The 12,675-nt window shown below is 61.2% G+C and carries 7 protein-coding genes and 5 pseudogenes; 4 read left to right on the top strand and 8 right to left on the bottom strand.

Features of this window, described 5'->3' with window-relative positions; all coding sequences use genetic code 11:
- Positions 1-60 precede the first annotated feature (60 nt).
- The 4 genes and pseudogenes from CK951_RS14915 to CK951_RS21110 all read right to left on the bottom strand — a co-directional run bounded on the left by CK951_RS14915 (position 61) and on the right by CK951_RS21110 (position 3,514).
- On the bottom strand, positions 61-1,764 hold the full coding sequence (locus tag CK951_RS14915) for a hypothetical protein (RefSeq protein WP_157764579.1): 1,704 nt from the start codon (positions 1,762-1,764) through the stop codon (positions 61-63).
- 48 nt (positions 1,765-1,812) lie between these two features.
- A pseudogene (locus CK951_RS14910) lies at positions 1,813-2,007 on the bottom strand (transposase); the annotation flags it as partial.
- A 448-nt stretch (positions 2,008-2,455) separates the two neighbouring features.
- Complete coding sequence (locus CK951_RS21115) at positions 2,456-2,965, bottom strand: hypothetical protein (RefSeq protein WP_157764577.1); 510 nt, start codon at positions 2,963-2,965, stop codon at positions 2,456-2,458.
- 348 nt (positions 2,966-3,313) lie between these two features.
- Entirely contained in the window at positions 3,314-3,514 is a 201-nt protein-coding gene (locus tag CK951_RS21110) for a hypothetical protein (RefSeq protein WP_157764575.1), read from the bottom strand.
- A 26-nt stretch (positions 3,515-3,540) separates the two neighbouring features.
- Here CK951_RS21110 and CK951_RS14905 point away from each other — a divergent pair.
- A pseudogene (locus tag CK951_RS14905) lies at positions 3,541-3,978 on the top strand (transposase); the annotation flags it as partial.
- Between the two features lie 57 nt (positions 3,979-4,035).
- Positions 4,036-4,170, top strand: a pseudogene (locus CK951_RS22125) (IS3 family transposase); the annotation flags it as partial.
- A gap of 81 nt (positions 4,171-4,251) precedes the next feature.
- Here CK951_RS22125 and qatD read toward each other — a convergent pair.
- The 4 genes from qatD to qatA form a co-directional block, all read right to left on the bottom strand.
- On the bottom strand, positions 4,252-4,995 hold the full coding sequence (gene qatD / locus CK951_RS14900) for a Qat anti-phage system TatD family nuclease QatD (RefSeq protein ID WP_096786877.1): 744 nt from the start codon (positions 4,993-4,995) through the stop codon (positions 4,252-4,254).
- Positions 4,992-6,350 carry a Qat anti-phage system QueC-like protein QatC gene (gene qatC / locus CK951_RS14895; protein ID WP_096786876.1) on the bottom strand — a complete coding sequence of 453 codons (1,359 nt, stop codon included), beginning with the start codon at positions 6,348-6,350 and terminating at the stop codon, positions 4,992-4,994. Before qatC ends, qatD begins: the two co-directional genes overlap by 4 nt.
- Positions 6,347-6,940, bottom strand: coding sequence for a Qat anti-phage system associated protein QatB (qatB, locus tag CK951_RS14890; protein WP_198402365.1), 594 nt, complete (start codon positions 6,938-6,940; stop codon positions 6,347-6,349). The genes qatC and qatB overlap by 4 nt, the downstream gene beginning before the upstream one ends.
- Before the next feature lie 246 nt (positions 6,941-7,186).
- Entirely contained in the window at positions 7,187-9,145 is a 1,959-nt protein-coding gene (qatA, locus tag CK951_RS14885; RefSeq protein ID WP_198402364.1) for a Qat anti-phage system ATPase QatA, read from the bottom strand.
- 543 nt (positions 9,146-9,688) lie between these two features.
- On the opposite strand from qatA, the pseudogene CK951_RS14880 reads away from it, so the two are divergent.
- A pseudogene (locus CK951_RS14880) lies at positions 9,689-11,034 on the top strand (IS5 family transposase).
- Positions 11,035-11,457: 423 nt separating this feature from the next.
- Positions 11,458-12,669 (top strand): annotated as a pseudogene (locus tag CK951_RS14875) (IS3 family transposase).
- Positions 12,670-12,675: the final 6 nt, after the last annotated feature.

Genomic DNA, 12,675 nt, shown 5'->3' with positions numbered 1-12,675 from the left:
AAGAGAACCGAAACTCATCCCGGTCGACGGCGAGCCGGCCTGACTGGCGCCGTCTGGACCCTAGTTGCCGGACAGCTTCTCGTCGAGCTTAGTGGCCGCCTTGACGACCATGCGGCCGAGAAAGCGGCTCGGCCGCGAATTGAGTGCCTTGTAGCCAAGCTCGGCCGTGTCGACGAAGGCCTTCGCTGTTCCGGTGACGGCAACGCCGATCCCTTCGAGGACGGCCTCTTCGCGATCCCCGCCATTGCGGATCTTTTCCGACACGTGGTTGAAGCCGCGGAGCATCGCCAGCGTGCCCAAGCAACCGACTCCTGCCAGCAAGGCATCGATCGCTGTGTCGTCGATATCGATGCCGGGTCCACCGAGCGCAAGATCGACGGACTCGTTCAGGTCCGCATTGGCGTAGCCGCCGTCGATCACGTTTGTTGCGGCGGCCACCTCCGAGGTGGCGATGACCGGGATGCCGTCCGCAACGCTGTCGATATAGCTTTCGCTGTCGGTGGCCTTCAACTGGTAGGCGATGCCATCGACCACGATGTCGGCGTCCGGATGGTTGAAGTGCTCAAAGCGCTCCCCTCCCAGGTCGCTCTCGACCAGCTTCTCGAACCAGGCTCCCTTGGTCAGCGAGGCGAGGCCGGCCAGGCTTTCCGATGGCATCATCAGGGCGTCCATCCAGATATCGATGTCGGACATTCCCGCATAGTTGCCGTTCACCTCGCGGAGACAGTCGTAGATGTCGCTTGCCCGGGTGATATCCACCCAGGCCGAGACCGGGATCGACATCGCCGCGAGCCAGAGCGCGCTCTTCGCGATCATCTTCTCGTCATAACGCTCGAGGTGGGAGCTTGGCAGGGTCTGGTAGGCTGGCAGCAGGCATTGCAGGTGACGCGCCTTCGCGCGATCCTTCACCACATCGAAGTGGGCGCGGTTCCGGGCAGACTTGCCGGACCTGAGGAAGCGGCGCTGCGCGGCCTCGATCTCCGCGATCTGCTTGTCCATTGCTGCGAGGTCAGGCCCTTCGGTGTTCAGCTGTTGCCACCAGGACATGCCGTGAAGTTTCGTGTTCCAGTTCGCTTCCGCGTCGATCCGGTTCTTCCTGGCGATCGTCAGGGCCTCCGTGAAAAGCCTCTCCACCTGGCAGACCGGCGAGTCCCTGTACCGGGCCTCGATGTGATCGACGCAGGCCCGGCTGACGTCCTCGAAGGCTTTCGTCAGAGCCGCCAGCCGGGTCTCGCGCACCTTTTCATCCCGGGCTGCCATCTCTTCCGCGGCAGCGATCTCCGCCAGCTTCCGTCGTGTCTCGCGCTCTTGCGCTTCCGCCGCCATGACACTCGCCAGGTGGTTCATGATCGCATCTCGCCGATCATCCATCAGGCCCCGGACAAAAGGATCGTGTCGCGAGCGTCTTGCCAGCGCGTCGAACTCGTTTCGGATGTATTCCGAACGGTCTGCGCGAAGCAGGGCAACCAGGGTATTCTCGGCCCGGTCATACCTCTCGAGAGGCTCGTTGCTGCGGCGATACGCGATGACAAGGGCGACGAATGCCAGTGAGCCGGCAAGCACCAGGCCAAGATGGATCGCGTCCTCGGGTCGGGTGAAATCCGCAGCTCTTTCGCGAACCCGGACCACACCTGCGGCAAGCATCACCGCCAGGACACAGAATGCCATGATGCAGAAGTCGAAGATCCTGCTGGCGCGTCTCCGCATGGCCCGAATAATGTCGCCGCTCTGGCCTGTCATCAGTCGTCGTCCCGTCTTCATCATCTGCACTTTCGCAGTGCCGCACGACCTATGGTCCATACTCATTGAGTTTCAAAGCCAGAACAAGACGATGGCGGCGAGGATGATGGCTGAGAAGAATGTTTCGGGGCATCGGTCGTATCGGGTTGCGACGCGCCGCCAGTCCTTGATGCGACCGAACATGATCTCGATGCGGTTGCGGCGTTTGTAGCGCCGCCTGTCGTATTTGATGGGCTTCTTGCGAGACTTTCGTCCGGGGATGCAGGGTCGTGTCGCGAATGCTGTGGAAATTCCCTGGCGGCGCGCTCCGGGCATGTGAACTTGGTGCCGTTCAGGCCGCACGGTCAGAGGCATCGGCACGAGAAGCTGGGACAGCGTCTCCCATCCGTCGACCGTACCCACCTGTCTAATGGATCAATCTTCACTGTTTAGGTTAGCACCTCCAGCTTTCATCCCTCTCAAGCTCTGCGAAGGTTACCCTGTGAAACGAGCGCAATGGATGTCTGCTTCGTAGGCGCTGTACTGCAGCGAGGACCTAGTCTACTACAGATGGCCGCGATGGGCGGACAGCGGCCCGTGAGGTTACGGCATTGCGTCCGCGGCAATGGGCGGAAGCAGTCGTTCGTTGCGCGGGGTGCGAATGGCCGGTTAAAGCGCGACAAGATCAGGGAAGAAGGAGACCACGTCGGTTTTTGTCATTTGATTCTCTTGCGATTTATTGCTTCACCAAGTCACGAGCGAGCAGTTCGTGAAACTTTAGACCATCTTTATGGAAGGCCATTGCGTTTTCAATGGAAGGGCTTTGTGCATGCTTGTCAATTCCATCTTGAAGACGGGTTTTCAGACCTACCACTTCATCCGAAATGTAATCGGAGTAAAGTTCCACAAGATCACGGCTGTGTTTTGCATAGAGATCAGTGATTAGATTTAGGCGCCGAACAAATCCGTCCTCCGATTTTTTCGTCTCTCGCACTTTGCTCTCAAATTCACGATAAGCAGTAACATATGCATCATGACGGTTTAAGAACCGCTGGGTCCGCGCCGAGGAAAGATCTCTGACGCGAGTTTCGCTGCGAATAGTCTGAAGAATGGTGATGTTTTTCCAGAAGGTAAAAGCTGCTGAAGGGACGGCAATCGCAAGGGCTACAACGGCACTGATAATGGCCGAAGTAATTTCTGGATTCCTTTGACGGAGACCAGGCATCTCTACTTTTTTGCGCGACATTATTATTTTGATCCGTTCCGCCTAACGCGGTGTGTTTCGAACAATACCTTACAATTGCATCCCTAGTTCCTTTAGTTTGAGATCGCAAGAAGGCATCAGTCTTAGCCGCGGCTGCCTCAACCCGGCAAACTCACCGAACTCTGTTGGCTGGCGATATCGAATCGCTTCGGTGCTGGCGAGGGCCGCGAATGTGGGGCGGAGGTGGCGTCGTTTAGAGTTGGTGGGGTGGATGCGGCCCCGGGACCGGGTTTCTTGCGCGTTAAGAGGGCGATCGGGTGCCTTTTGCGCATGGGAACGGGCCGTCCGTGGACGCTTTCGCAGGCGATCGACATCCGGTGAGGCCAGCCGCTACGGATCGGCCCAGTGCAGCGCCATCAGCCTCGGCCAGAGCGCTGACCAGAACGGCGCTGCTGCCGCGGACAGCGCCAGCGTCATTCGCCGCCCCGAGATCGTCAGTCGTGCACCGGCGCGCAGGTCCCTCTCGCGCAGACGGCGCAGGGTCCAGCCGGTAGCGGTCGCCCTGGCCATTGCGCGGCGGGCGATGTGCATTGAACTGCGCCGGGTTTGCCGGAGCGGTGTTCGTCAACGTAGTTGTCCCAGTCGCTCGTTTTCAGGCTGCGTGTCGCTTGACACAGGGCTACAACCGCCTCGCCGAGGGCAGCCGGGTGCAGCTTGCCTTCTGCTGGGCACACGCCCGGCGCAAGCTGATCGAGGCGCGGCCGAGCGCGGCCTCGCCCTTCGTCGACGAGGCACTGCGGCGGATCACGGAACTCTACGCCATCGAGAGGGAGATCCGCGGTCAGGCGCCCGAGGCACGCCGCGCCGTTCGGCAGGAGCGCTCGAAACCGCTCCTTGAGGCGATGCACCCTTGGCTCATCCAGGAGGCTGCGCGGCTGTCGAAGAAGTCCGACCTCGGGATGGCCGCGGCTTACCTGCTGGATCATTGGCCGGGTCTCATCCTGTTCCCCGACGACGGCCGGATCGAGATGGACTCGAACCCCGTCGAGAACCGCATCCGGCCGCTGACCCTTGGGCGGAAGAACGCGCTCTTCGCCGGCCACGACGAGGCCGTCGAATATGCCACGCTGGAATGGGTGGACTGGTTCAACAACCGCCGTCTCCTCGAGCCGATCGGGAACATCCCGCCGACAGAAGCCGAGGCCAACTTCTACGCTGCTCTGGAAGCTGCACCCATGGCCGCGTAACTAAACAAAATCGGCCTCCGGCAAACCCGGCGCGGTTCACGCCCCCACCAGCTGCGAGGTCGATGCAAACTAGCTCAACAGTTATCTCAGGTTCGATAGCAGACCCGACCGCATATCCTCTACGGTGAAACCGAAGACCTCGGCAAGTTGAAAGACGGTCTCTTCGACATCGCGCGGACGCACCGTTCCGCGCGAAGTTTTCACGAAAGGGCCGTCCGTTTCCGTCAGCAATCTGTCATGTGGCAATGAGGCGACCAATATCCGATGCCGTTCGGTTCGCAGCATCTCGGCATTAATCGAGAAATAGCACCCCATTTCGACGGCCCGCCGCGCCTCCGCCTTGGTTCCTGTGAACCAGTGCAAGACTGCCTTCGAAGTATCGATAAACCTGGTGCCCTCGAGCGCCGTGAGCACCTTGGCGACGCTGCGGACACTGTGAAGTGACGCCACCTTGCGCCCCTGCTCGGCGCTGGCCCGCAGCATCCGGTCAAGGACCTGCTCTTGCTCCTTCAGACTCCCATAGAACCGCGGTCCCCCGTCGAGGCCGATCTCTCCAATGTAACGGGCGTCCGGCAAGTATCGCTCGAAAATTGCTACCTCTTCAACCCGTTCCGCAACGAGCTGTGGATGAAGACCAAGAGCAACCCGCACCAGCCGAGACTGTGCCGCCATCTCTTTGTTCCGTGGCCATGCCTTCGGAGTGGTTGTCACTGCCAATGTCGCGACTTCCGCTTGGTCACACTGCTGAATGAGGGCAGCGTGATCCGGGTAGAGATCGAGATGGCAGTGGAAATCGACCCAACGCGGCCCCGTCCCCTTTTTCATAGCGGTCGTGCTCGAACCCCGCGGAGCAGCGCCTCCACTTCCGCAATACCCGTGCGATAGACCTTCTCGTAATCAGCTAACCGATCAGGGTGATCGATCAGTGGACCTGGGAGGTGGATGTCGAGGCTCGCCGTTGCGGGGCGCTTACGGAGTCGAGTAATGGCACGCTGGAAGGATCGAACATGCATTCCTTCCGCTTCGCTGCTATCTAGGTCGCGCGCCTTCAGATCCGGGATTGAGTAGTCGGTTGAGTCGTTTCCGAGGCCAGCTAGCATGGAGGCCCGGCGAATGAGACACGGGACACAGTATCCGCAATGCTTGGGCGCTTCGCCCTGCCAGCGGGCCTTCGCAGGCGAAGAACAAGACATCGTGTTCGCCGCCGCCTTGGCGATGAAAGACTGGTCGCGACACTCGCCGATCATCTCGCCCTTTGTCTTGAAGGCGTATGTATTAACCAGCTTCACTTTGAGACCGAGCGCTACCAGCAGTTCATTGAGGCGCGCCATATAGTAGGGGTGTGTCGTTCGGGTGCTGAGCGCACCGAGACGCAATGGATCCAAGGGCACATTAAGAGAGATGAGTCCGTTCTCTGGGACATGCGCGATCTGGTCGCCGCCCAATGCGTCAGCCGCCAAGACCGCAAGGGAGAAAAAGAGGAAGGATCTGCCCCGCAGCGTGTTTTCGGAGCTGCCAGTGCCCAAAACGTCATGGCCGAAACCAACTCGAGCCCGGACATGCCTAATGCCGAGTGCGCCGTATTGCTTCTCGAGGGCTTCCCTGCAATGTGTCTGCGACTTGCTCGTTTCACCGTCCCAGTAGTGGCTGATTAGCAATGGCGCTTTGCCATCCGAACAAAGATCTATTGCGCCGATAAAGCTGTCCAGTCCTCCGGAAAACAGGCAAACCTCCAGCGCAGAACCTAGGCAGAGCTTCGACGACGGTGGGGATAGCTGCGAGCAAGCACTCGGTCTGGCGCGGAACTGCAGAGTCCATCGATCACCGGTGAGAAAATTTAGCATCTTCGCCAGCAATGGCTCGACGCTTCTCCAGAGAACGGGATCGGACACCGGGACATCGAGACCGAGTTCACGGCTCCATCCATCCTGCGCATGGGATTCTCGTGAAATCCGAGTGTCCGCAGCGGTCAATGCTACAGAGATGAGTGACAAATCTATCGCCGTCTCCGATGGGACGATGCCCAGATCGGCCAAGTCGTCCATCGCCCGGCCTAGTCCAAAATCAAGTCGAGCATCTGCGTCGAGCATATCGAACGGATAGGACGTATCGTCGGCCGAAGTGGAAGACGGTTTGTCTTCTGGACCGAGCTTGAGGATGATAACCTGGCGCCCCTTCATTCAGCTTCTCCCATGAGGCTAATCAGCTCGAACCCAGCTTCGTAAATGTTGTCGATCGTGTTCATCATCTCCGCGTCGGAGTGGACCGGCCCGTCCAGAAGGGGTGCTAAAGCCCCTCTGGTGTGACCCGCGACGAAATCGTGGAGCTGTTCCTGCATGTCTTCCATAGCTTCGACGCTGGCAGAGCGTGCCATCCCGCGCGTCGCCATGTCGGTGATGATCCGACCTTCGATTGAACGGATGATGAAATCCAAGAAGAACTCCCGACGTTCGGCGTCCGACATGGCGCCGAAGTCGTCCATCCCTGCATCAGCGAAATCGGAGATCGCGTCCAGCATTGCCTGCCGCGCGATGGCCTCATCCAAGGCTCCGCCGGGCGGACAGATGAAATCCAGGAGCGCTGTGAAGACTTCCGCAGCCGGCCGGGATGCCAGAGACCCGAGGTTGAATTGCTGAAGAGCGGTAGCCGCTCCGAAGCTCTCCACATTTCGCACGAAGCCCAAGAGGCGAGCGCCCGCCGACCGCGAAGCGCCCATGCGCCGAGCGGCGCCGCGTGCCCCGCCCGTCCCGGAACGCACATAGCTGGACAAGGACTTGCCTAGGTCGCCGCGATCTCCACTCTGGGCGAATTTGTTGAAGCTTCTCCTCGCACTCCGGAAGCTTCCGGTATCCGCGGGCACGACCTGCGGGGCGCTCGGCTGTGCCGTTCCATCCGGAGCAGAAGGTGCGCCCGAAGGCGCCTGCCCCGTGCTGGCGACGTTGCCGGCGAGGGGTCGTCCGCCCAGCTGGGCACGAGCCCACCACTTGGTCCACCGAAGCGCGTCGAGGTTCCCATGTTAGAGGTTCCTTGCCCGCGGAAGCAGATCGGTCGCTTTTGCTGCCGACTGCAGTTTCTTGTTTTCTGTCTGCTTCGACCATTTGTTCTTCAGCAAGTCGAAGCGTTCGATGGAGTTGGTGGACTGAAGTGCCTTGCTCCAGCTGGACACAGCCCATGCTCCGATGTGCTCGGTCGGCAATGCCTCGAGAAGCTCAACCAATCGCGGCTGCAGTTGTGGGTGATGCTCAACCAACACTGCCAGCCCATCGACACCATCTGGCTTTCTGGATGGCTTGTCTGTCGCGAGGATGTGGTCGCGAAGCGCGTTGAATACTGCCTCAGGCTCCATTCCCGTGAGCTTGCGCAAATCCTCTATACTCTGAGTGGCCGAGATGCGGCCCGCCATCAACCTCTCGATGATCGCCTCGAGGTGCTGATTGGCGGCGACGCCGGACAGCGCGCTACGTTTGTCTCGGGTGACGAAGACATAGGGCCGCAGATCCTTGCCTGCCAGCTTCGGCTCAGTCTTCGCCCAGCGAACGATCCACTCGCTAGTCAACCATTCACCGACCTCGGCTGGAGGTTCGACTGGCTCTTCGTCCGCGGCCGACACGGATTGTGCCGAACCACTGACTTTCGCATGACCCTCAAGCGCCTTGATCGCTTTTGGAGATCCGTTGATATCGCCGGCCGCGAGCTTCGCCAGTTCCCCATAAAACGAAGGCGCGAAACGCTCTGCGAGCATGATTTTCGCGAGGGTAGACCGCTCGATGTCGTCAGCGAATCCACGTTCTTCTGCAATCGCCTCGCGCAGCATCATCGTATTGAGGAAGCGCTTGATCTGCCGTGGGTTCCCGTGCGCGCCCTCGCTCAACACCGCACTGACTTGGGCGCTTATGGCCAGGGCATTATCGATGGGAGCCGGTAACCTGCCGATTTCCTCTTCAATGGCCGAGCGGTCGAGCCCTTGGATGAGCCATGGCTTCTTCAACTGATCCCGCGCTGCGGCGATGAGCTGGGTAAATATCGGGTCGTCGCTTCCGAGGGCGTTCTCGGCCAGAAGCAGAGACACGTAGATGCGCGTCTCAGCAGCGCCCAAGGCGGGGATCCGGAACGGGACCTGGATCAATTTTTCGAGGTAGTTCCTAGAGTAGCTCACCGGGCCGGAGGATGGCGGGAGCTCCGGGAAGTGGTCCTTCACCGCATACTCGATCATCGCCTCGTCAGCGCCGATGATGAAGGCGGTGCGCTCGACGAACAGGAAGAGCCTAATCGCTTCCAGGGTGGCGATGGCCGTACTCGGCAGGCAGCGATCCAGATCATCCACCATGACGACCAGCCGTTGGACTTTCGCAGCATCTAGCAATGCTGCGAATTCCTCTCTGAACGCATGCATATGCGCGGGGGTCCCGCCCGCCTCTTCGGGAGCATCCTTTACGAATTCGCTGGCTGTGCTCGCCCAGTCAACGAGCTTCTCGATCGAGATAGCCTCGCCGGGATTGTCCACAAGGCCCTTGATCAGGCCTACCGCATCCGAGACAATGTCCGGCGTCGGGACCCCGGAGAAGGCGGTCAATGCAAGCCCGCCCGTTTTGCGGGCGAGCTTCAGCCAGTCGATACGTTTTCGCAGCTTAGTGGCCGCTTCCTTGACGTCTGCCATCTTGGGCCGGGCCCGGGTGAGTTCTTCCACAACGGTTTCAATGACTACCGTTTTCGCGTCGTCAAAGCCCTCGAACGCCCAGCCATTGAACCAGAGGCAGAGTGTCCCGTCGTCCTCCCAGGAGGACTGGATCATTTTGAGGATGCTGGATTTCCCGGCCCCCCAGTCGCCATGAATCCCGATGGTCAGAGGATCATTTTTGGAAGCGTCGATCAGACGGACAACGGTCCTCGAGATGGCTTCGAAGTAAAGAAGATCGGTCGCGGTTTCTTGGTCATTCAAAAACATAGCGAAGCTCAAATTACCCTGTGTTTGCATCAACCTCGCCTAATCGCGCCCCGTAGTCCAGATGTTCTCGTGGAAATATTAAAACGCGAGCGCACGCCAATGGCTACCGGTGACCCGTTCCAGTTCGGCTCGACGCGTCGCCTGAACGCAGCGACTACCGACGCATCCTTCTGTCCGAATACCTCCGCTAGCGCGCAACCATAGCTACGCGACCGAGCCTTGCTGTGCCGCCAGTCGAACGTCGGCTTCTGGGAATGCGGCCATGCAGTGTAGGTCGAAGCCGAGCGGCGGCTAAGGGCCGGCAGCCGTCCGTCGTCCCCGTTGCCTGATGCGTTGTTGCCCAGGCGCCGTCGGTGCGTAAGATGGTGCGAGGGCCGCGAACGGTGGGGATGACGAGTGAACGAAGGCGAGTTCTCTGGTGGTAATCAGCAGCGTGTGCTGAGCGAAGTCGTTAGTCCGGCCTGAACAACACGGAAGTGGTTGATACAGCGCGTGAAAGCCGAGGTTTCAGTCGCCATGGCCTGCATGATTTCATAGGATTCCGCCCGTAACCCTGCAATTTTGGTCCGCCGCATGAAGCACCGTCCCCGTCCGCCCGAGCAGAATGACCTCTTCCGGCCGCGCCTCGTCGACATGATCGACCTGCGCCACGAGCTGGTCACGCTGGCGGGGCTGATCGACTGGGAGTTCTTCGAGCGCGAATGGGCGGGCTTCTTCCCGTCCAGCACCGGACGGCCGGCGACCTCGCCGCGGCTGGTCGCGGGGCTGCTCTACCTGCAGCACGCGTTCCGGCTGTCGGACGAGGCTGTGGTCGCGCGCTGGGTCGAGAACCCCTACTTTCAGCATTTCACCGGGGAGACCTTCTTTCAGCACCGCCCGCCGATCGATCCCACCTCGCTCATCCGCTGGCGGAAGCGGATCGGGGAAGAGGGAGTCGAATGGCTGCTGACGAAGACCATCGAGGCCGGGCGGAAATCGGGTGCCGTCGACGATGCCTGCCTCGACGAGGTGGCGGTCGACACGACCGTCATGGAAAAGAACATCGCGCACCCGACGGACTCCCGCCTCTACGAACGCGCGCGGGCGCAGCTGGTGGGTCTGGCCCGGGACGCCGGGATCGAGCTGCGCCAAAGCTACGCCCCCTGGCACCGCGGCTGGCGGCGCAGGTGGGGCGCTACGCCCACGCGAAGCAGTTCCGGCGCATGCGCAAGGCCTTGAGAACGCAGAAAGGCTACACCGGCCGCGTGATGCGGGACATCCGGCGGCAGCTCGACGAGATCCCCGCGGGGCCGCTGCGCGAGCGGATGCTCGACAAGCTCGTGCTGGTCTCGCGGCTGCTCCACCAGAAGCCGAAGGATCCCGGCAAGATCTATTCACTGCATGAGCCGGAGGTCGACTGCATCTCCAAGGGCAAGGCTCGGGTGCGCTACGAGTTCGGCACCAAGGTCAGCATCGCCACCACGCTGACGGGCAGCTTCGTGGTGGGCACGCGCTCGCTGCCGGGGAACCCTTGCGACGGCCACACCCTCGGCGAGGCGCTGGAGCAGGTGGCGATCCTCACCGGCCACCCGCCGAAGCGGGCTGTCGTCGATCGCGGCTACAAGGGCCACGGCGTCGAACATACCCAGGTGCTGATCAGCGGCACCCGCCGCGGCCTGACGCCCTCGCTGGCGAAGGCGCTCCGACGGCGCAGCAGCATCGAGCCCGCGATCGGCCACATGAAGACCGATGGCCGCCTCGCCCGCTGCTACCTGAAAGGCACCCTCGGAGACGCCCTCTTCGCCGTCCTCTGCGGCTGCGGCCACAACATCCGCAAGATCCTCGCCCACCTGAGGAAGCTTCTTGCCGCCATCATCACCCTCGTCCTGACGGCGATCCGGCACGACAGATTTCAGCACCACAGCATCGCGGCCGCCTGACCGCGTTGTTCAGGCTGAACGAAGTATCACCCCATGAATACAAAACCCGCCATCCTCCCCCTGCGACGCTTTGGCATGGGGTTCGGATGAGGCGCGGCGGTGGCAACGGGCGGGCGACCGAACCACAGTTTTACGTTGGGCGGGTCTTTGGGCGGGTAGTGCCCAGATGCTCACGGAAAAGGCAGAGAATTCAATGATATATGGCGGGGCGAGAGAACTCCACATCTTTGTCTAAAGCAGTCCATTGGCATCCATTGCGGATCTAATATACCATTGATCGCTCTAGCAAAACATCTTCTCGACATGTTAGAATGTCCAAGGTGCAGCAGCAAAATCCAGCTCTGCACTGGTATACGAGTGGCCTGCCCCCAGAAAAGTGGTCCTCCCTGAGGTAGGCTTTCGAGCCGGATGGAGGACGCAGGAATGCCCCAGAAGAAGCACAAGCCGGAGGAGATCGTGGCGAAGCTCCGGCAGGTCGACGTGTTGGTGTCGCAGGGCCGGTCTGTGGCTGAGGCCGTACGGTCGATCGGTGTAACCCAGTTCACCTACTACCGCTGGCGCAAGGAGTTCGGCGGCCTGAAGACCGATCAGGTCAAGCGGCTGAAGGAACTGGAGAAGGAGAATGAGCGGCTGCGGAAGGCCGTGTCGGATCTCACGCTCGAGAAGCTGATTCTACGCGAGGCTGCCTCGGGAAACTACTGAGCCCCGCCCGCCGCCGAGCCTGCATCGACCACGTCCGCCAGAAGCTCGGCGTGTCGGAACGGGTCGCCTGCCGCGTGCTGGGGCAGCATCGCTCGACGCAGCGCAAGGTGCCACAGGGCCGGCCCGACGAAGAGGCGCTGACGGCCGACATCGTCGCGCTGGCCAGCCAGTACGGCCGCTACGGCTATCGCCGGATCACCGCGCTGCTCCGCGAGGCGGGCTGGGTGGTGAACGTGAAGCGGGTCGAGCGGATCTGGCGGCGCGAGGGGCTGAAGGTCCCGCAAAAGCAGCCGAAGAAGCGGCGCCTGTGGCTCAATGACGGGTCCTGTGTCCGGCTGCGGCCCGAACGCCCCAACCACGTCTGGTCCTACGACTTCGTCGAAAGCCGAACCCACGACGGGAGAAAGTTCCGCATGCTCAATGTCCTCGACGAGTTCACCCGCGAATGCCTGTCCATCCGGATCGCCCGCAAGCTCAACTCGACCGACGTCATCGACGTGCTCTCCGAGTTGTTCATCCTCCGCGGCGTGCCCGGCCACATACGTTCCGACAATGGCCCCGAGTTCATCGCGACCGCGGTGCGGACCTGGATCGCCGCGGTCGGCGCCCGCACCGCTTTCATCGAGCCCGGCAGCCCTTGGGACTGCCGAGGGTCAGAAAACGGTCCGGGGGACCGTTTTCCCGAGGCAGGGCTATTGCGAGAGCTTCAATTCCAAGCTCCGAGACGAGCTGTTGAACGGCGAGATCTTCTACAGCCTGGCCGAGGCCCGGATCGTGATCGAGTCCTGGCGCCAACATTACAACACAAGGCGCCCGCACTCATCGCTCGGCTACCGTCCTCCGGCACCACGGGCGGTGCAGTGGCCGGCTTCGCCACCCGCACCCGCTACGCCGGCCACCCCAAGCGTGGCGCCAAGACCTGTCATGCACTAAGATTGA

Origin of the sequence: Rhodobacter sp. CZR27, assembly GCF_002407205.1 — a bacterium.
Taxonomy (GTDB): domain Bacteria; phylum Pseudomonadota; class Alphaproteobacteria; order Rhodobacterales; family Rhodobacteraceae; genus Cereibacter_A.
Note: the sequence above shows the minus strand (reverse complement) of the source record. Positions and strands in the feature narration are given on the sequence as shown.

Coding starts and splice junctions, on each gene's coding strand:
- CK951_RS14915 (WP_157764579.1), bottom strand. CDS start 1,764: ATGATGAAGACGGGACGACGACTGATGACAGGCCAGAGCGGCGACATT.
- CK951_RS21115 (WP_157764577.1), bottom strand. CDS start 2,965: ATGTCGCGCAAAAAAGTAGAGATGCCTGGTCTCCGTCAAAGGAATCCA.
- CK951_RS21110 (WP_157764575.1), bottom strand. CDS start 3,514: ATGCACATCGCCCGCCGCGCAATGGCCAGGGCGACCGCTACCGGCTGG.
- qatD (WP_096786877.1), bottom strand. CDS start 4,995: ATGAAAAAGGGGACGGGGCCGCGTTGGGTCGATTTCCACTGCCATCTC.
- qatC (WP_096786876.1), bottom strand. CDS start 6,350: ATGAAGGGGCGCCAGGTTATCATCCTCAAGCTCGGTCCAGAAGACAAA.
- qatA (WP_198402364.1), bottom strand. CDS start 9,145: ATGCAAACACAGGGTAATTTGAGCTTCGCTATGTTTTTGAATGACCAA.